This is a genomic window from Brachybacterium sp. ACRRE (assembly GCF_022346485.1).
GTDB classification, from domain to species: Bacteria; Actinomycetota; Actinomycetes; order Actinomycetales; family Dermabacteraceae; genus Brachybacterium; species Brachybacterium halotolerans.
This window is the reverse complement of sequence record NZ_JAKRMO010000009.1, coordinates 48,982-74,454: the sequence shown is the minus strand read 5'-3', so window position 1 is coordinate 74,454 and position 25,473 is coordinate 48,982. Positions and strand designations below refer to the sequence as shown.

At 73.5% G+C, this 25,473-nt stretch carries 21 protein-coding genes; 9 read left to right on the top strand and 12 right to left on the bottom strand.

Annotated elements, in window-relative coordinates; all coding sequences use genetic code 11:
- Positions 1-61 precede the first annotated feature (61 nt).
- Together MHY49_RS04475 and MHY49_RS04470 are read left to right on the top strand one after the other, a co-directional pair.
- Positions 62-901 carry an ABC transporter ATP-binding protein gene (locus tag MHY49_RS04475; RefSeq protein ID WP_239202890.1) on the top strand — a complete coding sequence of 280 codons (840 nt, stop codon included), beginning with the start codon at positions 62-64 and terminating at the stop codon, positions 899-901.
- Positions 886-2,667: a hypothetical protein gene (locus MHY49_RS04470; RefSeq protein WP_239202889.1), complete on the top strand. Its 1,782-nt coding sequence runs from the start codon at positions 886-888 to the stop codon at positions 2,665-2,667. Before MHY49_RS04475 ends, MHY49_RS04470 begins: the two co-directional genes overlap by 16 nt.
- Before the next feature lie 15 nt (positions 2,668-2,682).
- On the opposite strand, the gene MHY49_RS04465 is transcribed toward MHY49_RS04470, so the two are convergent.
- The 7 genes from MHY49_RS04465 to glmS form a co-directional block, all read right to left on the bottom strand.
- On the bottom strand, positions 2,683-3,264 hold the full coding sequence (locus MHY49_RS04465) for a GNAT family N-acetyltransferase (protein WP_239202888.1): 582 nt from the start codon (positions 3,262-3,264) through the stop codon (positions 2,683-2,685).
- On the bottom strand, positions 3,261-3,968 hold the full coding sequence (tsaB, locus tag MHY49_RS04460) for a tRNA (adenosine(37)-N6)-threonylcarbamoyltransferase complex dimerization subunit type 1 TsaB (RefSeq protein ID WP_370645977.1): 708 nt from the start codon (positions 3,966-3,968) through the stop codon (positions 3,261-3,263). The genes MHY49_RS04465 and tsaB overlap by 4 nt, the downstream gene beginning before the upstream one ends.
- Positions 3,965-4,612 carry a tRNA (adenosine(37)-N6)-threonylcarbamoyltransferase complex ATPase subunit type 1 TsaE gene (tsaE, locus tag MHY49_RS04455; protein WP_239202887.1) on the bottom strand — a complete coding sequence of 216 codons (648 nt, stop codon included), beginning with the start codon at positions 4,610-4,612 and terminating at the stop codon, positions 3,965-3,967. Before tsaE ends, tsaB begins: the two co-directional genes overlap by 4 nt.
- Positions 4,612-6,057 carry an alanine racemase gene (alr, locus tag MHY49_RS04450; protein WP_239202886.1) on the bottom strand — a complete coding sequence of 482 codons (1,446 nt, stop codon included), beginning with the start codon at positions 6,055-6,057 and terminating at the stop codon, positions 4,612-4,614. The genes tsaE and alr overlap by 1 nt, the downstream gene beginning before the upstream one ends.
- Positions 6,054-7,643 carry an NAD(P)H-hydrate epimerase gene (locus MHY49_RS04445; RefSeq protein WP_239202885.1) on the bottom strand — a complete coding sequence of 530 codons (1,590 nt, stop codon included), beginning with the start codon at positions 7,641-7,643 and terminating at the stop codon, positions 6,054-6,056. Before MHY49_RS04445 ends, alr begins: the two co-directional genes overlap by 4 nt.
- Complete coding sequence (locus MHY49_RS04440; RefSeq protein WP_200501834.1) at positions 7,640-8,074, bottom strand: holo-ACP synthase; 435 nt, start codon at positions 8,072-8,074, stop codon at positions 7,640-7,642. Before MHY49_RS04440 ends, MHY49_RS04445 begins: the two co-directional genes overlap by 4 nt.
- A 102-nt stretch (positions 8,075-8,176) precedes the next feature.
- Entirely contained in the window at positions 8,177-10,045 is a 1,869-nt protein-coding gene (glmS, locus tag MHY49_RS04435; RefSeq protein ID WP_239202884.1) for a glutamine--fructose-6-phosphate transaminase (isomerizing), read from the bottom strand.
- A gap of 274 nt (positions 10,046-10,319) precedes the next feature.
- Between glmS and coaA the strand changes: the two genes are divergently transcribed.
- Positions 10,320-11,276, top strand: coding sequence for a type I pantothenate kinase (gene coaA / locus MHY49_RS04430; protein WP_239202883.1), 957 nt, complete (start codon positions 10,320-10,322; stop codon positions 11,274-11,276).
- 71 nt (positions 11,277-11,347) lie between these two features.
- Here the strand turns inward: coaA and glmM are convergent, their stop codons facing one another.
- Positions 11,348-12,700 carry a phosphoglucosamine mutase gene (glmM, locus tag MHY49_RS04425; protein WP_239202882.1) on the bottom strand — a complete coding sequence of 451 codons (1,353 nt, stop codon included), beginning with the start codon at positions 12,698-12,700 and terminating at the stop codon, positions 11,348-11,350.
- Positions 12,701-12,866: 166 nt separating this feature from the next.
- Between glmM and MHY49_RS04420 the strand changes: the two genes are divergently transcribed.
- Entirely contained in the window at positions 12,867-16,232 is a 3,366-nt protein-coding gene (locus MHY49_RS04420) for a DEAD/DEAH box helicase (RefSeq protein ID WP_239202881.1), read from the top strand.
- Positions 16,233-16,371: 139 nt separating this feature from the next.
- Here MHY49_RS04420 and rpsI read toward each other — a convergent pair whose 3' ends face one another.
- The 3 genes from rpsI to truA form a co-directional block, all read right to left on the bottom strand.
- Positions 16,372-16,863 carry a 30S ribosomal protein S9 gene (gene rpsI / locus MHY49_RS04415; RefSeq protein WP_152351821.1) on the bottom strand — a complete coding sequence of 164 codons (492 nt, stop codon included), beginning with the start codon at positions 16,861-16,863 and terminating at the stop codon, positions 16,372-16,374.
- Positions 16,864-16,914: 51 nt separating this feature from the next.
- Positions 16,915-17,358, bottom strand: a complete 444-nt coding sequence (rplM, locus tag MHY49_RS04410) for a 50S ribosomal protein L13 (protein WP_200501839.1) — start codon at positions 17,356-17,358, stop codon at positions 16,915-16,917.
- Between the two features lie 417 nt (positions 17,359-17,775).
- Positions 17,776-18,630, bottom strand: a complete 855-nt coding sequence (gene truA, locus MHY49_RS04405; protein WP_239202880.1) for a tRNA pseudouridine(38-40) synthase TruA — start codon at positions 18,628-18,630, stop codon at positions 17,776-17,778.
- Positions 18,631-18,704: 74 nt separating this feature from the next.
- On the opposite strand from truA, the gene purD reads away from it, so the two are divergent.
- The 3 genes from purD to MHY49_RS04390 all read left to right on the top strand — a co-directional run bounded on the left by purD (position 18,705) and on the right by MHY49_RS04390 (position 23,410).
- Positions 18,705-20,033, top strand: a complete 1,329-nt coding sequence (purD, locus tag MHY49_RS04400) for a phosphoribosylamine--glycine ligase (protein ID WP_239202879.1) — start codon at positions 18,705-18,707, stop codon at positions 20,031-20,033.
- A complete protein-coding gene (locus tag MHY49_RS04395) occupies positions 20,030-20,995 on the top strand; it encodes a phosphoribosylaminoimidazolesuccinocarboxamide synthase (RefSeq protein WP_239202878.1) in 966 nt (321 codons plus the stop codon). Before purD ends, MHY49_RS04395 begins: the two co-directional genes overlap by 4 nt.
- Before the next feature lie 270 nt (positions 20,996-21,265).
- Entirely contained in the window at positions 21,266-23,410 is a 2,145-nt protein-coding gene (locus MHY49_RS04390; protein WP_239202877.1) for an HNH endonuclease signature motif containing protein, read from the top strand.
- Between the two features lie 159 nt (positions 23,411-23,569).
- Here MHY49_RS04390 and MHY49_RS04385 read toward each other — a convergent pair whose 3' ends face one another.
- Positions 23,570-24,289, bottom strand: coding sequence for an MBL fold metallo-hydrolase (locus MHY49_RS04385; RefSeq protein WP_239202876.1), 720 nt, complete (start codon positions 24,287-24,289; stop codon positions 23,570-23,572).
- 154 nt (positions 24,290-24,443) lie between these two features.
- On the opposite strand from MHY49_RS04385, the gene purS reads away from it, so the two are divergent.
- Positions 24,444-24,701, top strand: a complete 258-nt coding sequence (gene purS / locus MHY49_RS04380; protein WP_152351815.1) for a phosphoribosylformylglycinamidine synthase subunit PurS — start codon at positions 24,444-24,446, stop codon at positions 24,699-24,701.
- Positions 24,701-25,426 carry a phosphoribosylformylglycinamidine synthase subunit PurQ gene (purQ, locus tag MHY49_RS04375; protein ID WP_239202875.1) on the top strand — a complete coding sequence of 242 codons (726 nt, stop codon included), beginning with the start codon at positions 24,701-24,703 and terminating at the stop codon, positions 25,424-25,426. The genes purS and purQ overlap by 1 nt, the downstream gene beginning before the upstream one ends.
- Positions 25,427-25,473: the final 47 nt, after the last annotated feature.

Genomic DNA, 25,473 nt, shown 5'->3' with positions numbered 1-25,473 from the left:
GGGTGCGCGCACCGCCGACGGATGGTCGAGCCTCCCGCGGCCTCCCCCGTAGTCTTCGAGCATGAGCCAGCCCACAGTCCCGGTCCACGAACCGAGTGCCGCCGCGACCGGCGGCGCGAGCCCCGCATCCACCGCCCCGCCCGGCGCAGAGCCCGCTCTGCACGTCGACGGTCTGCGCAAGTCCTTCGACGGCACCGAGGTCGTGCACGGCATCTCGCTGTCGATCCCGCGCGGTGCCTTCTACGGGATCGTCGGCCCCAACGGCGCGGGCAAGACCACGACACTGTCGATGGCGACCGGCCTGCTGCGGCCCGACGGCGGCAGCTCGCACGTGCTGGGCGCCGACATGTGGAGCGAGCCCGAGCGCGCCAAGGCGCAGATGGGGGTGCTGGCCGACGGCCTGCGCACCTTCGACCGCCTCACCGGGCGCGAGCTGCTCACCTACGTCGGCCTGATCCGGGGCATGGACCCCGCGATCGTCGACGAGCGCAGCACCTCGCTGCTGGAGGCCATGGACCTCGCCGGGGAGGACGGCAAGCTCGTCGTCGACTACTCGGCCGGCATGACGAAGAAGATCCTGCTGGCCTGCGCTCTCATCCACGCCCCTCGCCTGCTCGTGCTCGACGAGCCGCTCGAGGCCGTGGACCCGGTCTCCGGGCAGCGGATCCGCCAGATCCTGCGCGCCTTCGTCGCCGGCGGCGGCACCGTGGTGCTCTCGAGCCACGTCATGGAGCTCGTCGAGGAGCTGTGCTCGCACGTCGCGATCATCGCGCGCGGAGAGATCCTCGCCGACGGCACGCTCGAGGAGGTCCGCGCCGGCGGCAGCCTCGTGCAGCGCTTCATGGACCTCGTCGGAGCGGGCGAGGTCGAGGAGGGGAGCCTGTCATGGCTGCAGTCATGAGGACCGACGAGCACGGGGCGCCGGCGGGAGGCCCCTTCGGCGCCGCGGACAGCGCCCGCACCTCCGGGGCCTCCGGGACCTCCGACATCACCACCGCAGGAGGCTCCCTGCACGGCAGCGTGCGCGGCATGGCGCTCGTGCGGCTGCTCATGCGGCTGAAGTGGATCCTGTGGCGCCGCTCGTTCCGCAAGAACGTCGGCAAGATCGTCGGCACCGTCTTCGGCGGCCTCTACGGACTGGGCGGGATGGCCACCCTGGTCGCCCTGGTCGTCGCGACGGTCGTCATGGACGCCGACGGGTCCGTGTTCCCCACCGCCGTCCGCGCGCTGGGCACGGCGCTCGTGCTGGTCTGGCTGCTGCTGCCGCTGTTCGCCTTCGGCGTCGACGACTCCCTGGACCCCCGCAAGCTGGCCCTGTACCCGCGCACCGCACGGGAGCTCCAGCCGGGGATGCTGGCCGCCGGAGCCATCAGCCTGCCCACCCTGTTCACCGTGCTCGGGGTCGCGATCACGAGCGTCGGCGTCATCATCTGGGCGGCGATGCATGCGGCCGGGCCCATCTGGATGGTCCTCGCGATCATCGCCCTGGTCCCCGCCCACCTCGCCGGCATCGTGCTCTGCCTGCTGCTGCCGCGCGCGGTCCTCGCGCACCAGGCCTCGCGCTCCTCCTCGCGGCGCGGCCGCGAGGTGGGCGGCGTGATCGGCATCGTCGTCATGCTGGGCGCCCTCTACGGCATCAGCCTGCTGGGGCAGTCGCTCGACGGCGCGAACATCTCCCTGTGGTCGAGGGTGCTCGCCACCGGGGCGCAGATCGGGGCGTGGACCCCCTTCGGCGCGCTGTTCTCCGTACCCGTCGACCTCGCCCAGGGCGCCGTGCTCCCCGCGCTCGTCCGCGCGGTGATCGGAGCGGCCACCATCGTGCTGGTGTGGCTGTGGTGGCGCCGCAGCATCGACCTGGCGATGCGCGAGGCCCTGGTCGGCGATGCCTCCTCCGGCAGCGCGAAGGTCTCCGCCCTGGTGCCGCGCTTCGTGCGCTCGAGCGCGTTCGGCGCGGTCATGGGCCGCTCCCTGCGCTACTGGCGGCGCGATTCCCGCTACCTCGCCTCGGTCGTGATCATGCCGGTCATGCTCGTCTTCTTCGTGGCGATGGGCCTGATCAACGAGAACAACCGCGTCACGCCGTTCATGGGCGTGCTGCTGGTGGCGGCGATCAGCGGGATCACGCTCGCGAACGAGATCGGCTTCGACGGGCCCGCGGGCTGGGTGAACATCACCGCGGGGGTCCCGGCCCGTGCGAACCTGCGCGGTCGGATCGCCGCGATGGCCGTGTTCACCGTGCCGTTCCTGGTGCTCGCCGCGATCGTGATCCCGATCCTCATGGGCCGACCGGACCTGGTGCCCATGATCCTGCTCGGCGCGCTCGGGCTGATGATGGGCGGCTGGGGCGCGTCGTCCCTGATCGGGACGATCATGCCGTACCCGACGGCCGCTCCCGGCACGAACCCGATGAAGGACCGCTCGTCCTCGAACGCGAGCGCGATGCTCGCGATGGGACTGGCGACGGCCGCCGTGTTCGTCCCGCAGCTTCCTGCGGTCGGCGTCGCGATCTGGGGGCTCGTCGTCGACGGGCCGATGATCCTGATCGGCGCCGGGGTGCTCTCCCTGGTGATCGGGGTCGTGGTGCTGCTGGTGGGCCTGCGGCTCGCCGAGCGTCGGCTCGAGGCGCACTACGTGGACGTCTTCCAGCGGGTGCACCACCACGTGTGATCCCGGGCCCTCCGGTCAGTCCCCCGCGAGCTCGCGGATCATCACGCGGGCGTCGACCGGGCCGTGGGGTCCCGGGTAGTAGCCGGGCCGTCGGCCGATGTCCTGGAAGCCCGCGGCCTCGTAGACGGAGCGAGCGCGCGCGTTGTCCTCGCGCACCTCGAGCACGAGGGCGCGCGCGCCTCCCTCGCGGGTCGCGCGCAGCGACCAGTCGAGCAGGGCACGACCGATGCCGCGGCCGGGCAGGGTGGTGCCGATCGTGTGGAGGTCGGCCGAGTCGCCGAGGAGCATGACGCCCGCGTACCCGACGATCTCGCCGGGGGCGTCGGGCTCGTCGGCGGATCCGCCGCTCGGGGGCCCGCTCCCCCGCTCGACGACGACGAAGCGGCGGGAGGGGTGCGCGATCTCCTCGCGCACCATGTCGAATGTCCAGGCGTCCTCGGGGAACAGCCGCAGCTCGAGCTCGGCGATCGGCAGGGCGTCCTCGAGGGTGGCGATGCGCAGGCGCATCCCCTCGGGCAGCCGCGTCTGCTCGGGGAAGTCCTCGGGCTCCGGTGCGGACGATCGCTCGGCGGCGGGTCCGGGCGCGGGCTCGGTCACCGCCGCCCCAGGGCGCTCTTGCGCGCCGACGGCTTCTTCGCGTCGGGCTCGCGCAGGTAGAGGGGCTCGGTCGAGGACAGGTCCTCCCCCGCGTCGAGCCGGCGCCACGCCTCGCGCAGCAGGGAGCCCGCGTCGACGTGGGCGAGCGCGGAGTTCGGATGCAGGATCTCGCTGTGCAGGAGGGCGCCGGAGCCCGCGACGACGTCGCAGGCCATGAGCTCCTCGGCGACGTCCGCCGGGGCCGAGACGGAGGGACCCTCGACCCGCTCGATGCGCGATCCGGGTGCCGCCGGCGACTGCCCGTCGGTCCGCTCGTAGCGCGCCCAGTAGACCTCGCGGCGCCGAGCGTCGAGCGCGATCGCGAGGCTGCGGGCCTCGGGGGCCTTCTCGGCGGCCTGCAGGGCGAGCGCGTCGAGGGAGCACAGGCCGTGCAGCGGGATGTCCAGGACGAACGCGATCTCGCGCGCGGTCACGAGACCCACGCGCAGGCCCGTGAAGGGGCCCGGGCCGCGTCCGGCGACGACGGCCTCGAGATCGGCGCGTCCACCGCCCGCCCGGCGGAGGGTGTCGTCGATGAGGGCCATGAGCACCTCGTCGTGGTGCCGCGCACGGTCGTCCTGGCCCACGGCCAGCACGCGCCCGCTGTCCCGGTCCCCGACGGCCACGCCGACGGCTCCCGAGGTGTCGATCCCGAGCCACATCATGCCTCGCGCCCTTCCGTGGTCGTGGTGGATGCCGCGCCCCCGAGGGCCTCGCGGACCGCGCGGATCCGCGCGTCGTCCCAGCGCGGCCCGACGAAGGTGAGGGTGAGCGCACGGGGCTCGTCGAACTCCTCGCCGTCGCCGGCGGCGATGTCCTGCTCCGGCTGCGCCGGCTGTGCCTGTTGCGCCTGCTGGAGCGGCTGCGCCGGCTGCGCGTCCTCCGCGCCGGTCGCGCGGGAGAGCTCGACGAGCAGGTGCGAGTCGCTCAGCTGCTCGACGACGTCGCGTCCCCACTCGACGACCATGACCGCGTCCGAGAAATCGGAGTCGAGGTCGAGGTCGTCGATGTCCGCGCCGCCGCCGAGCCGGTAGGCGTCGACGTGCACGAGGGCCGGCCCGCCCGCCTCGCTCGGATGGACCCGGGAGATCACGAAGGTCGGGGACGCGACGGGGCCGCGCACCCCCAGTCCCTCGCCGAGGCCCTGGGTGAAGGTGGTCTTCCCCGCGCCGAGCGGTCCGTCGAGCACGAGCAGGTCGCCCGCACCGAGGCGTCGGGCGAGCCGTCGCGCGAGATCGCGGGTGCTCGCGGCGCCGGTCGTGGTGAAGGTGAGCGACGCGGCGCCCGGTCCGGCCACGGCGCCGCTCATCAGCGCTGCTCCCGCGGCACGCGGTTGGAGACCGAGGTGAGGATCTCGTAGGGGATGGTGCCCGCGGCTGTCGCCCAGTCGTCGGCGGTCGGGACACCGGGATGGTCATCGGGGAGAGTGGGCTCCGCGGCATCGAGGTCCGCGAGGGCGGGGGCCGACGGGGCCTCGTCGCTCGCCTCCGCGGGCTCGGTCTCCTCGGTCGACCCGGTGGACTCGGCCGTCTCCGGCTCCGCGCCGTCCCGGGACTCCGTCGGACCGCCCGTGCCCGCCGCGGCATCCGGCTGCTGCGCGGGCTCCTGCTCCGGCTCCGGCTCTCCCTCAGTCTGCGCGGAGGCGACGAACTGCGGGGTCACGGCGACCTCGGACGCGTCGTCGTCCAGGGGCGCGAGCGCCTGGGCGGCTCCGAACAGCACGACCTCGTCGCCCGCGCGGGCCCGGGACTCCGATCCCAGGTCCACCACGATCTGGTCCATGCTGATCCGCCCGACCTGCTGGGCGCGGTGGTCGCCGTCGTCGGAGCGCACGAGCACGCTGACACCGCCGGAGGCGGCGCGCGGCAGCCCGTCGGCGTAGCCGATCGGCACCAGGCCCAGGCGGGTGGGCGCGGGGGTGGTGAAGCTGTGGCCGTAGCCGACGGTCTGGCCCGCGGGCACGTCCTTGACGAGGGCGAGCCGGCTGGTGAGCGTGAGCGCCGGGCGCAGATCCAGATCGGTCGCGACGGGCGGGTAGCCGTAGAGGCCGATGCCCGGTCGCACGATGTCGCGGTGCAGGTCGCGCCGGGTGAGGGTCGCGGCGGTGTTCGCGAGGTGCTGGAGCGGGATCGGGCCCGCTTCCTCTTCGAGGGCCTCGCAGGCGGAGTCGAAGATCTCGACCTGCTGGTCGGTCATCGGGTCCTCGGGGTCGTCGGCCGCGGAGAGATGCGTCCATGCCCCGCTGAGGCGGATGAACTCGTCCTCCCTGGCGGCGGAGCCGATGGCGGCGAGCTTCGCGGGCAGGGCGCCGTTGCGTCCCATGCCGGTGTCGATCTTCACGTGGACGCGGGCGCGGCGGTCGGCCTGACGGGCGGCGTCGGCGACCATCTTGAGCATCGCGAGGCTGCCCACGGAGATCTCGACGCCCTCGGCGACGACGGCGGGGAGGATCTCGGCGGCGGTGCGCGGCTCGTACAGCCAACTGAAGATCGGCACCTCGATGCCGGCGCGGGAGAGCGCCAGGGCGGAGGCCGGATGGGCGACGCCCAGCCAGGTCGCTCCCCCGGCGACGGCCGCTCGGGCGGCGCTGAGCATGCCGTGCCCGTAGCCGTCGGCCTTGACCACGGCCATCAGCGCGGTGTGCTCGCGCAGCGAATCGGCGATCACACGCGTGTTGTGCGTGATCGCCGAGGTGTCCACGACGGCCCTGTTGGGCACGTGCCGAGGATCCTCTGCGGGGATCGGGATGCTCATGCTCCTCCTGCCTCGTCGGCCGGCGGTCTCCGGTCGGCCCCGGCAAGGATAGTCGCGACGGCGCGCGGGAGGTGCTCGGCGACGTCCAGGGCGGCGATCGGCGCCGCTCCTCCGAGGGCCGCGTCACGGGCCGCGCGGCCGTGCACGAGGGCCGCGAGCGCGGCGGCGTGCGGTCCGGGCAGACCCGCCGCGAGCAGGGATCCGAGCACTCCGCCGAGCACGTCGCCAGCGCCCGCGGTGGCGAGCTGCGAGGTCGCGTCGTCCTGGCTCAGCAGGGGCTCCGAAGGATCCGACGGGGCGATGATCGTCACAGCTCCCTTGAGCAGGACGGTCGCCCCGGTGGCCTCGGCGAGCGCGCGGGCGAGATCCGGCGCGGGTTGCTCGGGGTCGGTGCCCAGCGCCCGCGCGAGCCGCGCGGCCTCCCCGGCGTGCGGGGTGAGCACGACGCCGGGGTGGAACCCGTTGAGCGCGCCGTCCCCATTCCCGTCTCCCCCGCGGTCCCCGTCGCCCGTGCCCACGGCGCCGAGGGCCCCCGCGTCGACGACGCCGGGCAGTCGCGTCCGCTCGTGGGGCCGGTGCCCGGTGCGCAGGTCCTCGAGGGCGCGCGCGAGGCGCGGATCGTCCTCGGGAACGCCGGAGCCGACCACGCGGGCCTGGTGCTTCCCCTCGCCCCCGACGACCTCGGGCCGACGGGCGAGCACGAGGTCGAGCACGCTGCGCGGGGCGTCCAGGCGCACCATGCCCGCTCCCGCCCGGGCGGCGCCGCTGACCGAGAGCACCGCGGCACCGGGATAGGTCTCCGAGCCGGCGGCGATCTCGACGACGCCGCGCGAGTACTTGTCGTCCCCGCGGCCCGGCGTGGGCCAGAGCGCCGCGGCGTCGGCCGTCTCCAGGCGCTCGAGGGCGGGGCGCTCGGGCAGGTGCGGGCCCAGGCCGATGTCCACGAGGTGCACGGTCCCGGCGAGGTCGGCGCCGCCGGGCAGCAGCAGACCCGTCTTCACGGCCCCGAAGGTGACGGTCTCGCGGGCCGCGAGCGCACCGGGATCGGCGGCGCCGGTCGTCGCGTCGATGCCGCTCGGCACGTCGACCGCGAGAACGGGAGCATGGAAGTCGCGCACCGCATCCAGCAGCTCGCGCAGCGCGGGCGAGAGCTCGGGACGCCCTCCGATGCCGGTGATCGCATCGAGTACGAGGGAGATCGGGCCCCGCGCGGGGAGCTCGTCGAGGCGCGTGAAGACACGCCCGCCGCTCGCGCGCAGCGCCACGGCCCCGTCCTCGTGGTGGCGTCCGAGGACGGCGAGCGCGTCGGCGGCGACCCCGCGGCGACGCAGCAGGGCGGCGGCGAACAGGCCGTCGCCGCCGTTGTCCCCCGCCCCGGCCAGCACGAGCACGCGCGCGCCGGCGGCGGTCCGGGCCCCCGTCGGCCCCGCGTCCCTCTGTCCCGCACTGCCCTCGCGACCCCCGCGCAGATGCACGAGAGCCCGCTGCGCGAGCGCGAACGCCGCGCGCTGCATGAGCGGCTCCCCCGCCCCGAGCAGCGGCGCCTCGGCGGCGCGCACCTGATCGGCGGTGAACGCGCGGATCATGCGGGCACCGTCCGGGGTGCGGTGCCGCGCTCGGCGACGACCACGGCGGTCGCGACATCGGCGTCGTGGGAGAGGGAGAGGTGCAGGTGGGCGACGCCCTGGCGCTCGGCGGCGGCGAGGGTCGCCCCGGTGAGGACCAGGTAGGGCCGGCCGGCCGCGGTGCGCTCGACGGTCACGTCCTGCCACGAGTAGTCGCCGGGGGCGCCGAGCGCCTTGCCCACCGCCTCCTTCGCGGCGACGCGGGCCGCACGCGAGGCGGGCGAGAGCCCGCGCTCGGACGGCGCGAGCAGACGATCGAGCAGGGCGGGCGTGCGAGCGGCGAGGGCGTCGAGGCGGGCGATGCCCACGACATCGACGCCCACGCCGACGACGACGCCGTCCTCGCGCGGCGCGAAGGCGCGCGAGGACGGCGGGAGCTGTGCGGGGGTCACCCCGGCAGTATCACATCGAAACGTGCGCGGGAGCGGAGCGGGCGCCGTGCGGGCGCAGTGCGGGAGCAGTGCAGCAGCAGAGCGGGAGCCCGGCCCCGCGCCTCACTCGACGGTGACGGACTTCGCGAGGTTCCTCGGCTGGTCGACGTCCAGGCCCTTGGCGGCGGCGAGCTCGCACGCGAAGATCTGCAGCGGGATCACCGTGAGCAGGGGCGCGAACAGGGTCCGGGTCGCGGGCACGCGCAGCACCACGTCGGAGTACGGGAGCACGTCGTCGTCGCCGTCCTCGGCGATCACGAGGGTGCGGGCCCCGCGGGCGCGCACCTCCTGGATGTTCGAGACGACCTTCGAGTGCAGGGAGTCGCGGCCGCGCGGCGAGGGCACGATCACGAAGACCGGCTGCCCCTCCTCCACGAGGGCGATCGGCCCGTGCTTGAGCTCGCCGGCGGCGAAGCCCTCGGCGTGGATGTAGGCGATCTCCTTGAGCTTGAGCGCGCCCTCGAGGGCGGTCGGGTAGCCGACGTGCCGGCCCAGGAACAGCACGCTGGAGACGTCGGCCATGGCGCGGGCGAGGTCGCCCACCTGCTCGGCGTCGTCGAGGACGCGCTGCACCTGCGCGGGCAGCTGGTCGAGGTCCTCCATGAGCGCGGCGATCTCGTCGGGGTAGAGGTTCCCGCGCACCTGCGCGAGGTAGAGGCCCAGCAGGTAGCAGGCCGTGATCTGCCCCAGGTACGCCTTGGTGGAGGCGACAGCGATCTCGGGGCCGACGTGCAGGTAGAGCGCGGCGTCGGCCTCGCGCGGGATGGTCGAGCCGTGCGTGTTGCAGATGGCCACGACCTTGGCCCCCTGCTCCTGCGCGTGGCGCATGGCCATCAGGGTGTCCATGGTCTCGCCGGACTGGGAGATCGCGACCACGAGGGTCTTCTCGGTGACGATCGGATCGCGGTAGCGGAACTCGTGGGCGAGCTCGACCTCGGTGGGGATGCGGCACCAGTGCTCGATCGCGTACTTGGCGACGTTGCCGGCGTTCGCGGCAGTGCCGCAGGCGACGACGATGATCTTGTCGACGCTGCGCAGCACCGAGGGGTCGATGCTCATCTCGTCGAGGTGGAGCTTCCCGGACTCGATGCGTCCGCGCAGGGTGTCGGCGACGGCGGTGGCCTGCTCGTGGATCTCCTTGGCCATGAAGGAGTCGTGGCCGCCCTTCTGCGCCGCGGTCACGTCCCACTCGATGGTGAAGCGCTTGGGCTCGGGCACGAGCTCGCCCTCGAAGGTGGTGACGACGACCTCGTCCGCGGTGACGGTGACGATCTGGTCCTGGCCGATCTCGAGGGCCTCGCGGGTGGAGTCCACGAAGGCGGCGACGTCGGAGCCCAGGAAGTTCTCGCCCTCTCCGAGGCCGACGACGAGCGGGGAGTTGCGGCGGGCGGCGACCACGCGGTCGGGGGCGTCGCGATGCACCGCGAGGAGCGTGAAGGCGCCCTCGAGGCGGGCGACGGCCGCGCGCATCGCGTCGGTGAGGTCACCGGTGCCCTGCATCTCGCGGGCGACCAGGTGCGCCGCGACCTCGGAGTCGGTCTCGGAGCGGAACGCGAAGCCCTCGGCCTCGAGCTCGGCGCGCAGGGCCGCGAAGTTCTCGATGATGCCGTTGTGCACGAGGGCGAGCTCGTCGTGCTTCCCGCCCAGGTGGGGGTGGGCGTTGCCGTCGGTGGGGGCGCCGTGCGTGGCCCAGCGGGTGTGGCCGATCGCGACCGGGGAGGTGGTGTCCTCCTCGCCCGCGAGCGCGTCGCGCAGGTTCTGCAGCTTCCCGGCGCGCTTGGCGACACGGACCGAGCCGTCGTCGATCACCGCGATGCCCGCGGAGTCGTAGCCGCGGTACTCGAGGCGCGCGAGGCCCTGGAGGGCGACCTCGAGGGGACGGGGAGAGGGGGAGGCGGGGGCGGAGCCCACGTAGCCGACGATTCCACACATGGCCCCGACGCTAGCGGGCGCGGACCCCTCGGCGCCCCCTGCGGCGCGGGTCCGAGGGAGGCCTCGCTCACCTTCGCCGGGGCCCGTGCACGGCCCTGACGGGGAGTGCTCACGACCTGTCAGATTCGCGCACCGACCCCTGCGCGGTCCTGAGCGGAACGGTCATGCGGTGCCGCTCGTCCGCGTCCGTCGGGTCCCCGTGCCCCACCGTTCGCCTCCGCGACCCGGCCATTCGCGCCCGCGGGCCCCGCGGCCGATGGAACAATGGCTGACCATGAGATCCCATGCGGTCCACGGATCGTTCACCCCCTTCGACGAGATCCGCCGCGAGGACTGGGCCCGGTTGTCGGACCAGACGCCCCTCCCCCTGACCGCCGAGGACGCCGAGAAGCTGCGGGGGCTGGGCGACAAGCTGGACCTCGCGGAGATCGACGCGGTCTACCGCCCCATCACGCACCTGCTCAACATCCAGGTCGGCTCCGCGCAGGAGCTGCGACGGGCGCGCAGCGGCTTCCTCCACCAGGGCCTGCAGCGCACGCCCTACGTGATCGGCGTGGCGGGCTCCGTCGCGGTCGGCAAGTCCACGACCGGTCGCCTGCTGCGCGAGCTCATGGCGCGCCGGCCCGACACCCCGAACGTGCAGCTGGTGACGACCGACGGGTTCCTGCTGCCGACGGCGGAGCTCGAGGCCCGCGGCATCCTGCATCGCAAGGGCTTCCCCGAGAGCTACGACCGCAAGGCACTGCTGCGCTTCGTCGCGGAGGTCAAGGCGGGCACCGAGCGCGTCGAGGCGCCCGTCTACTCCCACCTCGTCTACGACATCGTGCCCGATCAGAAGGTGGTCGTGGAGCGTCCCGACGTGCTCATCATCGAAGGCCTCAACGTGCTGCAGCCTCCGCGGCCGCGCAGCGACGGCCGCCTGGGCGTCGCGGTCTCCGACTACTTCGACTTCTCCGTCTACGTCGACGCGCGCACCGAGGACATCCGCCGCTGGTACATCGAGCGCTTCCTGCGTCTGCGGCAGACCGCCTTCTCCGATCCGCGCTCCTACTTCCACCGCTACTCGCGCCTGACCGACCAGGAGGCGCGCGCGACCGCGGAGCAGATCTGGGACGACGTCAACGGTCCGAACCTCGTGGAGAACGTCGCCCCCACGCGCGGCCGGGCGGACCTCGTGCTGCGCAAGGACGCCGAGCACCGCGTGCGCAGCGTCCTGCTGCGCAGGGTCTGAGAGCCGCGGGAGGACGGAGAGGGGGCCGACGGGACAACCCGACGGCCCCCTCCCTCGGGCCCTCAGAGCATTCAGGCCCTCAGTGAGAGGCGCTCGCGCACGACCGCCGCGAGCTTCTCGGCGGCCGTGGTCGCGACCTCGTCGCTCGGGGCCTCGACCATCACGCGCACCACGGGCTCGGTGCCCGAGGGACGCAGCAGCACCCGGCCGCTCTCGCCGAGCTCGGCCTCGGCCGCAGCGACCGCGTCGAGCACGCCCCGGTCGATCGAGGCACGGGCCTTGTCGACCCCCTTGACGTTGATGAGCGCCTGCGGGAGACGGGTCATGACGTCGGCCAGCTCGCGCGCGCTGCGGCCGGTCGTGGCGATGCGCTGCAGCAGGTGCAGGGCGGTCAGCTCGCCGTCGCCGGTGGTGGCGTGCGCGGCCATGATCACGTGCCCGGACTGCTCCCCGCCCAGCGAGTAGCCGCCCAGGTTCATCTCCTCGAGCACGTAGCGGTCCCCCACGGAGGTCTGCCCGAGGGTGATCCCGTGCTCCTTCATGGCGATCTTCAGGCCCAGGTTGCTCATCACGGTGACGACGAGGACGTCGTCGTGCAGCTGCCCGCGCTCCTTGAGGTCCAGGGCGAGGATCGCCATGATCTGGTCGCCGTCGATCTCCCGCCCCGCGGCGTCGACCGCGAGGCAGCGATCGGCGTCGCCGTCGAAGGCCACGCCGACATCCGCCCCGTGCTCGACGACGGCCGCCTGCAGCTTCTCGAGGTGCGTCGAGCCGCAGTCCTCGTTGATCTGCTTGCCGTCGCTGCGATCGCCGATCACGTGCACGGTCGCGCCGGCGCCGCGCAGGGCGGCGGGCGCGGTCTCGGAGGCGGCGCCGTTCGCGCAGTCGGCGACGACGGTGAGTCCGGTCAGCGGGCCGTCGAGCGTCGAGACCAGGTGCTCGACGTACTGCTCGACCGCGCCGCCGTAGTCGCGGATGGTGCCGACCTCGGTGTCCAGGGGCCGCTGCCACTGCTCGCCGAGGCGGGCCTCGATCGCGTCCTCGACCTCGTCGGGCAGTTTGGTGCCGCCGCGCGCGAAGAACTTGATGCCGTTGTCGGCCGAGGGGTTGTGGGAGGCGGAGATCATCACGCCGAGGTCCGCGCCCGAGGTCTTCACGAGATGCGCGAGCCCGGGGGTGGGGAGGATCCCGGCGTCCTCGACGTCGACGCCCGCGGAGGCGAGGCCCGCGCAGACGGCCGCGCTCAGGAAGTCGCCCGACGGGCGGGTGTCGCGGGCCACGATCGCCCGGGCGCGGGCGCCGTCGAAGGCGCCGAAGGTCGCGAGCACGTGGGCGGCGGCGACCGAGAGGTCGACCGCGAGCTCCGCGGTGATGTCCACGTTCGCGGTGCCGCGCACCCCGTCGGTGCCGAACAGTCGTGCCACAGGGGTCTCCTCGGAATGGATGCTGGAAGCCGGGTGCCGGCGCGAGGCGCCGCTCGGGCAGGGTACCGCGATGGGCTCGCGGTCCTCTGGGCGACGCCCCCGACGTGGCGCGTCGCTCGCTGTGGACGGGCGCCGCGGGAGCCCGTGCGGCAGTAGCCTGGAGGGTATGCCCACTGCGGACCTGCTGCCCCACGTGCCGCCCACGGTGATCACCCACCAGGTGGGGAGCCGGGCCGCGGGCCACGGTCTCGCCTACGCCCGCGAGGGCCGCGTCGAGGATCTCATCTGGGACGCCGACAGCGGGACCGTCTCGGCCGACGTCCAGGGCAGCGCGGGCTCCCCCTATCGCACGGTCGTCACCCTCGCCGAGTACGAGGAGGACGCGGTCTCCCGCCGCTTCCTGCCCGCCGAGCCGGGCGGGCTGTGGCGCCCCCGCCGCTCCCGCTGCTCGTGCCCGATCGGCGCGGACTGCAAGCACGTCGCCGCGGTGCTCTACCACCTCGACGACCTCGGCGCGGCCGAGGAGAGGCGCGAGACGCCCGCCGAGTGGCGCAGCGTGCTGCGCCCCCTGCTCACCGAGTCCCCGAGCGAGGAGGTCCCCCAGCCCCTCGCCATCCGCTTCGACCTCGAGGTCTCGCGGGTGGGTCCCGGGGTCTCCCGCCTGCGCCGCGAGGCCGCGACCCCCGCGCTGCTCGCCGAGGGCGGCGACCTCTGGCTGGGCCTGCGGCCGATGACGATGGGGCGCAAGGGCACCTGGATCAAGGGCGGGCTCTCCTGGCGCACCTTCGAGTTCCGGATGGCCGGCCGCGCCTACCACACGGGCCACGCCGAGGCCCTGACCCGCATGTTCGCCTCCGCCACGGCCGAGCGCTCGTACGCGAGCGGTTCGATCGAGCACCTCTGGCTGAACTCCATCGGCTCCCCGCTGATCTGGCAGTCCCTCGCCTACGCCCGCGACGCCGGCGTCGAGTTCCTGCCGGGCGACGGCCTGCGCGCGATCGAGCTGGCGTCCGTCGGCGCGGTCGAGGTGGACCTGCGCATCCCCGAGGGCGGCAGCGACCTCCAGGTCCTCCCCCGCATCACCCTCGAGGGCCAGGACGTCGCGCAGGCCCGGCCGCTGGGCACCGCGGGCGTGATCGCCCTGGACGACCCCTCGGCGCCGACGGACGACGGCTCGCGCCCGCGCGCCACGGGCTTCTCGGCGCGCATCGCGCCCGTCGGCTCCCCGATCCCGACGGCCCTGCAGCGCCTCTTCCAGCGGCCCGAGCCGCTCGTCGTGCCTGGAGAGGACCGCGAGGACTTCCTCGAGGACGCCTACCCGCGCCTGCGCACGGTCACGCGCGTGACCAGCAGCGACGGCAGCGTCGAGATGCCGGCGATCGAGCCCGCGACCCTGCACCTGGCCGCCGCCTACGCCCCCGACGACCGCCTCTCGCTCACCTGGACCTGGCGCTACCACGACCCGGCCCGCACCCTGCCCATGGACCAGCGCCAGGGCGTGCGCCGCGACGTGGCCCACGAGGACGAGGTGCTCGCCCGGGTGCGGTCCCTGTGGCCGACGGCCGGGGGCGACGCCCCCGAGCAGCTGAGCGGCCCGGACACGGCCCGCTTCTCGGAGCACGTGCTCGACGAGCTCGGCGAGCTTCCGCACGTGCGCACCGAGATCGTCGGCACCCGCCACGCCTACCGCGAGCTCGACGGCGCCCCGAAGGTGCGCATCGCCCAGCAGCAGTCCCCCGGCAAGCACGACTGGTTCGACCTGGGCTTCGAGATCACCATCGACGGCCGGCAGATCCCCTTCCCCACCCTGTTCGTCGCGCTCGCGCAGGGCAGGACCCGGATCATGCTCCCGGACAAGACGTACTTCTCCCTGGACAACCCCGCCTTCGACGCCCTGCGCGAGCTCATCGCCGAGGGCGAGGCCCTCGCCGAGTGGGACCCGCAGCAGCAGTCCATCAGCCGCTTCCAGGTCGGCATGTGGGAGGACCTCGAGGAGATCGCGGAGTCCGCCGAGGCGAGCGCGGAGTGGGAGCGCACCGTCGGCGCCCTGCAGGACGCGGGCGACCTGACCCCGCCCCCGCTCCCCCGCGCCCTCACGGCGGACCTGCGCGACTACCAGCGCGACGGATTCTCCTGGCTCGCCTTCCTCTTCCGTCACGGGCTGGGAGGGGTGCTGGCCGACGACATGGGCCTGGGCAAGACCGTGCAGACCCTGGCCCTCATCGCCCACGCGCGCGAGAGCGCTCCGGTCGTCGTCGACGGGGCCGACGGCTCGGTCTCCGACACGCCGCCGCCGTTCCTCGTCGTCGCGCCGTCCTCCGTGCTCCCGGTGTGGCGGGCGGAGGCCGAGCGCTTCGCCCCCGACCTCGACGTGCGGATCGTCGACCGCACGTCCCGCGCCCGCGGCGAGGACCTCGCCGAGACGGTGCGCGGCGCGGACCTCGTGGTCACGAGCTACACCGTGCTGCGCATCGATGACGACGAGTTCGCGCGCGAGCAGTTCCAGGGGCTCGTGCTCGACGAGGCGCAGTTCGTGAAGAACCGCCGTTCGCGCACGCACCAGGCGGCGAAGAACGTGCGCGCCTCCTTCCACCTCGCGATCACCGGCACGCCGATGGAGAACTCCCTGGACGACCTGTGGTCGATCCTCGAGATCGCCGCGCCCGGCCTGCTGGGCCCCGCGATCGGGTTCCGCCAGCGCTTCACCCTGCCCATCGAGAGCGGCGAGCACCCCGAGCGGATGGACGTGCTGCGCTCCCGGCTGCGGCCGTTCATGCTGCGGCGCACCAAGGAGATGGTCGCCTCCGAGCTCCCCGAGAAGCAGGAGCAGGTCGTGAAGGTCGAGCTGGGCCCCGAGCACAGGGCACTCTACGACTCGGTGCTCCAGCGAGAGCGCAAGAAGGTGCTCGGCCTCATCGACACGGACCTCGATCGCAATCGCTTCATCGTCTTCCGCTCCCTGACCCTGCTGCGGATGATGGCGCTGGACCCGTCGATCGTCGATGCCGAGGCCCACGGCGATGTGCCGAGCTCGAAGCTCGAGGCGCTCTTCGACCGCCTCGAGGAGGTCCTGGGCGACGGCCACCGGGTGCTGCTGTTCAGCCAGTTCACCTCCCACCTGCGGCACGTGGCCGACGAGCTCACGATGCGAGGGGTCGACTTCAGCTACCTGGACGGCTCGACCCGCGATCGCGACGCCGCCGTGCGGGAGTTCCGCGAGGGCGATGCGCCGGTCTTCCTCATCTCGCTGAAGGCGGGCGGCTTCGGCCTGACCCTCACGGAGGCCGACTACGTGTTCCTGCTGGATCCGTGGTGGAACCCGGCGGCGGAGAACCAGGCCGTCGATCGCGCCCACCGCATCGGCCAGGAGCGCCAGGTGATGGTGTTCCGGATGGTCGCCGAGGACACGATCGAGGAGAAGGTCCTCGCCCTGCAGCAGCGCAAGGCAGCCCTCTTCGACTCCCTGACCGACGGCGGGAAGGCGTTCCGCTCGGGGATCACCGCGCAGGACATCCGCGAACTGCTCGAGTAGGGGCCGGCGCGGCGCTCCCCGCGTTCCCCCACCCACCCGCGACGCGAAGAACCCCGCCACCAGCAGGTGACGGGGTTCTTCGGTGCGGAGCCGGCAGCAGGGCCGGGGCTCTCCGCGTCGATCGCGGTGATCGGGTCGATCAGCGCTTCGAGTACTGCGGGGCCTTGCGGGCCTTCTTGAGACCGGCCTTCTTGCGCTCGATGACGCGGGCGTCGCGGCTCAGGAAGCCGGCCTTCTTGAGCGCGGGACGGTTGTTGTCCCGGTCGATCTCGTTGAGCGCGCGGGCCACGCCCAGGCGCAGGGCGCCGGCCTGGCCGGAGGCGCCGCCGCCGTTGATGCGGGCGACGACGTCGAAGCGGCCCTGGAGGTCGAGCACCTTGAAGGGCTCGTTGACCTCCTGCTGGTGCACCTTGTTCGGGAAGTACTCCTCGAGGCTGCGGCCGTTCACGGTCCAGGTGCCGGTGCCGGGCACCAGGCGGACGCGGGCGACGGCCTGCTTGCGGCGACCGGTGCCGCCACCGGGGGCGGTGATCGACTGGCCGGTGCCGACAGCCGCCTCAGCGGTGGACTCGGTCGTGAAGTTGGTCGGGGTCTCGTCGAGGGTCTCGACGGTCTCGGTGGTCTCTGTCACGGTTCTCCTCAGTATGTTCCGTGCGGCAGGGCGAGCGCGGGGCGCGCCCGCTTACTGCGCCACCTGGTCGAAGGTGAATTCGGTGGGCTGCTGTGCCTTGTGGGGGTGCTCCGGGCCGGCGTAGACCTTGAGCTTCTTGAGCTGCTGGGTCGCCAGCTTGTTCTTCGGGAGCATCCCGCGGACAGCCTTCTCGACCGCGCGCTCGGGGTAGGTCTCGAGGAGCTCGGAGTAGGGGATGGCGCGGAGGCCGCCCGGGTAGCCGGAGTGGCGGTATGCCAGCTTGGCCTCGCGCTTGTTGCCGGTCAGGGCAACCTTGTCAGCGTTGATGATGATGACGAAGTCGCCTGCATCCACGTGGGGTGCGAAGACCGGCTTGTGCTTTCCCCGCAGGAGCTGAGCAGCCTGGGAAGCGAGCCGGCCGAGGACGACATCCGTTGCGTCGATGACGTACCAGGAGCGCTCGACATCGTCGGGCTTCGGGGTGAACGTACGCACTCGTGCCTTCTTCTCTCGTCGTGTGTGCCCCGCATGGATCAGGGGCGCGCGGATGCACGCCCCCCGGGGGCACGATTCGATCTGGACCGTGGACACGCTTCCTTCGGTTAAAGCATGGCCGTCTCGTCGCGCCTGGATCCCGCCCCGTCGGTCGCGGGCCGCGGTGATGAAGCGCGGATCGCTGCTGACGGTGAGACCCTCGATGTGTGTGAGGACCCCTGCTCGCGCCGGCGTGAGCTTCGGCTGCGGTTCGGGTGCACATCTGGGCACGACGACTCGCCATGATAGCCGGGCGGATGAGGGCCGGTCAATGCCGCGCGTGCCTGCCGACCTGCGAGAACGCTCGCTGTGGTCGATTCCACTCCGAGCTGTCGCCCGCGCGGCCGCCGGGCCGTCTCCCGCGCAGCCGCCGGGCCGTCATCCGCGCAGCCGTCGGGCCGCCTCCGCCTGCGCGGCGAGATCGCCGTCGGCCGGGTACTCAACGCTCTCGAGAGTGAGCCCCTCCGGCGGTGCCATCGGGGCGGCCCCGGGCGCCGTGCGGGTCGCCGCCTCGCGGGTGCGGGCGCGGAGGATCTCGAGCGGCCAGTCGGTGCCCCGTCGACCCTCGCCGACGGCGAGCATCGCGCCCACCAGGGAGCGCACCATGTGGTGGCAGAAGGCATCGGCCCGGACGGTCGCGACCACCAGGTGCTGGTCGCGCCGGCCCTCGCCGGGTCGCTGCCAGGAGAGCTCGCGCAGGGTGCGGATCGTGGTCGCGCCCTCGCGGGGGCGGCAGAAGGACAGGAAGTCATGCTCCCCGAGGAGGGCCGCGCTCGCCTCCCCCATGGCGTCGACGTCGAGCGCGCGCCGATGGCGCAGCACGTCGCGCCGCAGCGGGTCGTGGACGAGCGGCCCGTCTGAGATGCGGTAGCGGTACACCCTGGCGAGCGCCCCGAAGCGCGCGTCGAAGGCCTCGGGGACCTCGCGCGCGGAGCGGACGACGACGTCCGCCGGCAGCACTCCTCTCAGGCGCGCGACGAGGGCGTCGGCCGGAGCGCGGTCGCTGCGCCCGGGAAGCGCCGCGACCGCCCGGTCCGGGAGGTCGAGGTGGGTGACCTGCCCCTGGGCGTGGACCCCTGCATCGGTGCGCCCGGCGACAGTGACCTGCACCTCCGTGCGCGTCACGCGCTGCAGCGCCTCCTCGAGCACCCCCTGCACGGTGCGCTGCCCGGGCTGGGCGGCCCAGCCGTGGAAGTCGGTGCCGTCGTAGGCGAGATCGAGGCGCAGACGCATGGGAGCGAGCGTAGTCGTCCCGCTCCCCGGCACCGCCCCGGGCCGGTCACCGGTCGGCCGGTAGGGTGTGCCGCGTGAAGATCCTCGTCATCGGCTCCGGGGGCCGCGAGCACGCCATCGTGCGCCGCCTCTCCCGCGACTCCCCTGCCCCGGTCCTCCACGCCGCTCCCGGGAACCCCGGCATCGGCGACCACGCGACCTGCCACGACGTCGCGCTCGACGACCACGAGGGCCTCCTGGCCCTCGCCCGCGAGCTCGAGGTCGACCTGGTCGTCGTGGGTCCCGAGGCGCCGCTGGTGGCGGGCCTCGCGGACGTGCTGCGCGAGGACGGCATCGCCGTCTTCGGCCCGTCCGCGCAGGCGGCCCGCCTCGAGGGGTCGAAGACCTGGGCGAAGGAGATCATGGAGGCCGCGGGCGTGCCCACGGCCCGCTCCGTGTCCGTCTCCTCCGGCGACGAGGTGCTCGCGGGCCTGGACCGGGTGAACCCGCTGCGCGACGTGCCCTTCGTGGTGAAGGCCGACGGCCTCGCCGCGGGCAAGGGCGTCGTGGTCACCGACGACATCGAGCACTCGATCGCGCACGGCCGCGCCGTCATCGGCGCCGGCGGATCCGTCGTCGTCGAGGAGTACCTCGACGGCCCCGAGGTCTCCCTCTTCTGCGTGAGCGACGGAACGCGCGTGGTGCCGCTCGCGCCCGCGCAGGACTTCAAGCGCGCGCTCGACGGCGACGAGGGTCCGAACACGGGCGGCATGGGCGCCTACTCGCCCCTGCCCTGGGCTGATGCGGACCTGGCCCGCGAGGTCGTCGCGACCGTCGCCCAGCCCACGATCGACGAGCTCGCCCGACGCGGCACGCCCTTCGTCGGCATCCTCTACTGCGGCCTCGCGCTGACCGCTCGCGGCGTGCGCGTGGTGGAGTTCAACGCGCGCTTCGGCGACCCGGAGACGCAGGTCGTCCTCGAGCGCCTCACCAGCCCCTTCGGCGAGCTGCTGCTCGCGGCCGCGCGCGGCGACCTGGGCGCCGTCGCCGAGCCCACCTGGTCCGACGACGCCGCGGTGACCGTGGTCCTCGCGGCCCCCGGCTATCCCCGTCGCCCCCGGACCGGTGACCACATCTCCGGCTTCGACGAGGCGGCCGCGCAGGGCGCGGTCGTGATCCACGCCGGCACCGACGTCGACCCCGAGGGCCACCTGGTGAGCTCCGGCGGGCGCGTGCTCTCGGTCGTCGGCGTCGGGCCGACGCTCGAGGCCGCGAGGACGATCGCCTACGCGGGCATCGACCGGATCGACCTGCCCGGCTCGCACCACCGCACCGACATCGCGCAGCAGGCCGCCGCGGACGAGGCGGGCAGGTCTGAGGGCGCCGCGGACGAGGCGGCCGGGTCAGAGGCGGCGGGAGCATGAACCCGTCGGCCTCGGAGGTCCCGTCGGCCCCGGACCACGCCCCGCGCTCCGCGCCGCTGATCACCGCCCCGGTCCTGCCGGGCTGGGACCACGTGGTGAGCGGCAAGGTCCGCGAGCTCTACGTGCCCGCGGGCGAGGACCTCGCCGAGGCTCGCGAGGTGCTCGTGGTCGCGACCGACCGCATCAGCGCGTACGACTTCTCCCTCGCCCCCGGCATCCCCGACAAGGGACGCGTGCTCACAGGGATCTCGCTGTTCTGGTTCGAGCAGCTGGCGGACATCGTCCCGAACCATGTGCTCTCGGCCGAGGACGTCCCCGAGCAGGTGCGCGGCCGCGCTCTGCGCTGCCGCGCGCTGGACATGGTCCCGCTCGAGTGCGTGGTGCGCGGCTACCTCACGGGCTCGGGCCGCGCGGACTACGAGCGCGACGGCGCCGTGGGCGGCCACGCGCTGCCTGCGGGCCTCGTGGAGGCCTCGCGCCTGCCGCGCCCTCTGTTCACCCCGTCGACCAAGGCCGAGCAGGGGGAGCATGACGAGAACATCACCGTCGACCAGGCGCGCGAGCGCCTGGGCGGCGAGCTCGTGGACCGGCTGGACGAGCTCACGCGCGCCGTCTATGTGCGCGCGCAGCAGATCGCGGCCGAGCGCGGGATCCTGCTCGCGGACACGAAGCTCGAGTTCGGCTTCTCGCGGGCCGACGGGACGCTCACGCTCGGCGACGAGGTGCTCACCCCTGATTCCTCGCGCTTCTGGTCGGCCGACGCCTACCGCGAGGGCCTCGCCCAGCCCAGCCTCGACAAGCAGTTCGTGCGCGACTGGCTGACCTCCGACGCCTCCGGCTGGGACCGGACCTCCGGCCAGGAGCCCCCGGAGCTGCCGGCCGACGTGGTCGCGCAGACCCGCGACCGCTACGTCGAGGCGTTCGAGCGCCTGACCGGCCGGGAGTTCGCCTCCGAGGGATGAGGAATGGGAGGTGAGCGAGAGGCGCGCCAGTCAGACCGCCGCCCGCTTCACCTCCTCGTCCCGCACGCCCCGAATCGCTCGACTCCCACGTCGTTCCGTTCCCAGGTCGCCCTCCCCTGACGCCGCTCCAGCAACTTCAGGTATGTGACGTAGTTCACATTTCGCATCCCCGTCCTCGGCGCTTCGTATGTCGGTGCCCCCGAGGAGCATGGGTGCATGGACGAGGAAGACCGGAGCGCGGCGACCGCGCGGGCGCCGAGGAGCAGCGGGATGACCACCGCCCCCTCGGCCTCGGTCACGGCCGACGGTCGGGTGCTCCTGCATCCCCGTCCCGTCGCCTCGACCGAGGTCCCCTTGACCGACTTTCCGCAGACCGCTGACGCGGGCGCCTCCACCCACGAGCGGGTCCTCGACCTCGGTGCCGTCGCCGACGCGCTCGGCCGGGTCGCGCTCTCGACCGACGCGTCCTTCACGGGCACCGGATCCGGCCTCGATGCCGCAGCGCTCTCGCAGATCCTCTCCGTGATCGACCGCGCGCACTCGGCGCTCTCCGCGCTCGAGATGCGGACCATGACCGCACTCGACACCGCCGTGCGCGGTCAGGACATCGCCGAGGGCGCGCCCGCCCGCGACCAGGGCCGCCGCACCGCCGACGAGGTCCGGATGGCATCGCGCATCTCCCCCGCCCTGGCCTCCCGCCGCCTGCGCGCCGGGGAGCGCCTGGTCCGGGAGATGCCGCGCATGTTCGAGGCCCTCGCGACCGGTGCGATCACCTCCGAGTCCGCCTACGCGATCGGCCGTGCGGCCGGTCCGGTCCAGCCGGATCTCCGCTGCGAGGTCGACGAGGTCCTGGACCAGCACCTGCCTGACCTCGAGGGCGCGAGCACCTCGCGCTGGTCCCGGGAGGTCGATGCGCTCGCACAGACCCTCGATCCGCGGGGCGCTCCGCGCCGCCGCCGTCGCGCCGAGCAGGAGCGATCCGTGACCGTGCGCGCCGGAGCGCACGGGATGGGCACCGTGACGGCGCATCTCTCGGGGCTCGACTGCCAGGCGATCCGTCGGCGGCTCTCGCTCGAGGCGGAGAAGATGCGCGCCGCCGGCGATGACCGCACGCACGGCCAGCTCATGGCCGATCTGCTCTCCGACACGATCCTGGGCCGCCACGGCACCGTGGATCCGGTGACGCTGCAGATCGGCGTCGTCATCTCCGAGCGCGCCCTCTTCTCCCCCGCGCACGGCGAGCCCGCCATGATCGAGGGCTACGGAGTGATCGACGCCGGCCAGGTGCGCGACCACGTGCTCGGCCAGGACATCGATACCCGACGCGAGCGGGCGCATCATTCCCTGCTCGGCGATCCGCAGCAGGCCGAGTCCGAGCAGCCGACCCTCGACGAGGACCTCCCACTGCCGGACGCGATCGCGGACCTCACGGACCTCGAGACGCCCGCGCAGCGCCGCACGCAGCAGGTCGACGCGATCACGGCGCACCTGCGCGCGGCGCGGGGCGCCGCGCCCGCGGAGGATCTGCGGGCCCAGGGCCCGCCGGGGTCGGAGTCGTCGGCGACAGAGCCGTCGAACGACCGCCCCTCCCCCTCCGACGCTTCGCATCCGGACGCGGGCCGCTCCGGCACCGACGCCGCCGGGCTCAGCCCCGGCGAGCGATACCGGCGCGCGCTCCAGCTGCTGGAGGCCGAGGAGGGGATGGCCGACGAGCTGCGCCGGCTGTACACGCACCCCACCACCGGCGAGCTGGTGGCGATGGAGTCGCGCTCACGCGCCTTCCCACAGGGTCTCGCTCGCTACATGCGCATCCGCGAGATCCTCTGCGGCGGGCCGTACTGCGACGCCTCGATCCGGCATGCGGACCACATCCGCCCCCACGCCGAGGGCGGGCTGACCAGCGCGCTCAACGGACAGGCGCTGTGCGCGCACTGCAACCTGACCAAGGAGACGCTGGGCAGCGCCGAGCATGTTCCCGCCGAGGACGGCAGCCACCGCGTCACCTGGACCTCCCGCCTCGGCGCCACGGCGACCGTGACACCCGGCGCCCAGACCGGGCTTCCGATGTCGCGGATCGCCGTGCAGGCGCACGCGCTGGACGCGGATCCCCGGCCCTGGTTCGATCGCGCCGTGGTCGACGGCCATTCCCGCGGGAAAGGCCGCTCTCACCTGCGCCTTCTCATCGAGGAGCCCGAGCTCGAGCCCGTCGAGGGCCTCATCGCGCGCGATCCCTGCGCGGGGCGCTCCGCCTCCGACGAGGACCGCATGCACCAGGCGGCGATGGACGCCTTCGGCCCGGCCTTCTCCGGCTGCGATGACGACTGGGACGAGCTCGACATCCTCGATGAGCTCGACCGGCTCGACGCTCTCGGCCGGCCCGACGACGACCTGGGAAGCCTCCGCTCGTCGGCCTGAGCGCCCAGCAGTCGGGTCCGGTGCCCAGCACGGCGGTCCGACGGCGCGACGCCGAGTGAACGACGCGACGCCGACTGAACGGCGCGACGCCGACAGAGGAACAGGGCCTGCTCCCGCACCGCGTCCCAGTCTCCGTCCCAGTCCCACCCCGAGAACCGGTCACCCCGCTGCGGTGACCTCCACGACCCGATCGCCCTCGGGCCAGTCGCGGACCTCGGTGCCCTCGGGCGCGAGGTTCGTGGACTGGGCGATGAAGATCGTCCGCCCCTGCGGGCTGACGACGCTGTCATGCACCGGAAGCGCAAGCACCGGACGCACCGCACGCAGGAAATCGATGGTCTCCTGCATCTTCGACCAGGGGGCGACCACGGCGAAGGCGAGCACGTCGATGCCCGCGAACTCCGGCACCACCTCGAGGGAATCACCGGTCACGCCGAGCCGCGGCTCGCCCGGAGCGGAGATGACGAGGCCCGAGTTGCCGACGCGGGGGATGTCCGGGTGGATGATCGCGTGCTCTCCGCCGACGGCCCCCACCTCGACCTCGCCGACCGTCTCCACGGCCCCGGCGGGCAGTTCGACGAGCTGATCGGCACCGAGCGCACCCTCGAACGCGCCTCCCGGCAGCTCCCGCTCCCCGCGCAGCCCCGCCGCGGTCTGCGGCTCCGCCAGCACGCGCGCCTCGGGCGAGGCCTCGAGCACGCGCGCGAGCAGCGCGGGAGCGACATGGTCGGCGTGCTGGTGGGTGATGGCGACCGCGTCGTACGGCCCCGCGGCCAGCACCGCGTCCGGATCGCTGAACGAACCGGGGTCCACGAGCAGCCGCAGGCCCCCGGTCTCGACCGCGAGGCAGGAATGTCCCAGGTGACGGATCTTCATCATGTGCTCCTTCGACGTTCTGGCGGACGCCCCGCGGACACCATGCGCGTCCGCGGCCCGTGCGCCTCTAGGATGAAGGCTCGCACACCGCCGCGCGGGCGCGCACGTGCGCGCTCTCGCTGGTCCGCCGGAGCCCGCCACCCCGACAGGAGAACCCATGCCACGCGTCGTGGTCCACGTCATGCCGAAGCCCGAGATCCTGGACCCGCAGGGCAAGGCGGTCGCCGCCGCCCTCCCCCGGCTGGGCTTCGAGGGGATCGCCTCCGTGCGACAGGGCAAGCGCTTCGAGCTCGAGCTCGAGGGGCCGGCCGACGAGGCCGCGCTCGCGCGGGTCCGCGAAGCCGCCGAGACGCTGCTGTCGAACCCCGTCATCGAGGACGTCGTCGCCGTCGAGACCGTCGAGGAGCAGGCCTGATGCGCATCGGCGTCGTCACCTTCCCGGGCACCCTGGACGACCGCGACGCGCTGCGCGCGATCGCGCAGGTGGGCGGCGAGCCCGTCGCGCTCTGGCACGGCGAGGACTCCCTGCGGGACGTCGACGCGGTGGTCCTGCCCGGGGGCTTCTCCTACGGCGACTACCTGCGCGCGGGCGCCATCAGCCGCTTCGCCCCGGTCATGGACCGCGTGGTCGACGCCGCGAACGGCGGCATGCCGGTCCTCGGCATCTGCAACGGCTTCCAGATCCTCTGCGAGACGCACCTGCTGCCCGGCTCGATGATCAAGAACGCCCACCGCGCCTTCATATGCCGCGACCAGCCGCTGCGCGTGGAGAGCACGGCGAGCGCGTGGACCTCGGAGTTCGCCGAGGGCGAGGTCATCCGCATCCCCCTGAAGAACCAGGACGGCCAGTACGTGGCCGATGAGCGCACCCTCGCCCAGCTCGAGGAGGAGGGCCGCGTGGTCTTCCGCTACGTCGCCGGCGCCACCCACGGGCCCGAGGGCTTCGAGGAGAACCCCAACGGCTCGCGGCACGGCATCGCCGGGGTCCGCAACGAGCGCGGGAACGTCGTCGGCCTCATGCCGCATCCCGAGCACGCCGTCGAACCCGGCTTCGGGCCCGACGAGCCCGGCCGCGGCACCCGCACCGGGACCGACGGCCGTCGCTTCTTCACCTCGGTGCTGGGGTCGCTGGTCGCCTGAGCGCACGAGTGCCGCCGCGACCGCCTGCGTGAGGTCGCGAGCGAGGA

Bases quoted from the DNA above. Each gene is read 5' to 3' on its own strand.
- MHY49_RS04445 (WP_239202885.1), bottom strand. From the start codon at position 7,643: ATGATCCGCGCGTTCACCGCCGATCAGGTGCGCGCCGCCGAGGCGCCG.
- alr (WP_239202886.1), bottom strand. From the start codon at position 6,057: ATGAGCATCCCGATCCCCGCAGAGGATCCTCGGCACGTGCCCAACAGG.
- tsaB (WP_370645977.1), bottom strand. From the start codon at position 3,968: ATGATGTGGCTCGGGATCGACACCTCGGGAGCCGTCGGCGTGGCCGTC.
- coaA (WP_239202883.1), top strand. From the start codon at position 10,320: ATGAGATCCCATGCGGTCCACGGATCGTTCACCCCCTTCGACGAGATC.
- glmS (WP_239202884.1), bottom strand. From the start codon at position 10,045: ATGTGTGGAATCGTCGGCTACGTGGGCTCCGCCCCCGCCTCCCCCTCT.
- tsaE (WP_239202887.1), bottom strand. From the start codon at position 4,612: ATGAGCGGCGCCGTGGCCGGACCGGGCGCCGCGTCGCTCACCTTCACC.
- MHY49_RS04390 (WP_239202877.1), top strand. From the start codon at position 21,266: ATGACCACCGCCCCCTCGGCCTCGGTCACGGCCGACGGTCGGGTGCTC.
- MHY49_RS04475 (WP_239202890.1), top strand. From the start codon at position 62: ATGAGCCAGCCCACAGTCCCGGTCCACGAACCGAGTGCCGCCGCGACC.
- MHY49_RS04385 (WP_239202876.1), bottom strand. From the start codon at position 24,289: ATGATGAAGATCCGTCACCTGGGACATTCCTGCCTCGCGGTCGAGACC.
- purS (WP_152351815.1), top strand. From the start codon at position 24,444: ATGCCACGCGTCGTGGTCCACGTCATGCCGAAGCCCGAGATCCTGGAC.
- truA (WP_239202880.1), bottom strand. From the start codon at position 18,630: ATGCGTCTGCGCCTCGATCTCGCCTACGACGGCACCGACTTCCACGGC.
- purQ (WP_239202875.1), top strand. From the start codon at position 24,701: ATGCGCATCGGCGTCGTCACCTTCCCGGGCACCCTGGACGACCGCGAC.
- MHY49_RS04420 (WP_239202881.1), top strand. From the start codon at position 12,867: ATGCCCACTGCGGACCTGCTGCCCCACGTGCCGCCCACGGTGATCACC.
- MHY49_RS04470 (WP_239202889.1), top strand. From the start codon at position 886: ATGGCTGCAGTCATGAGGACCGACGAGCACGGGGCGCCGGCGGGAGGC.
- MHY49_RS04395 (WP_239202878.1), top strand. From the start codon at position 20,030: ATGAACCCGTCGGCCTCGGAGGTCCCGTCGGCCCCGGACCACGCCCCG.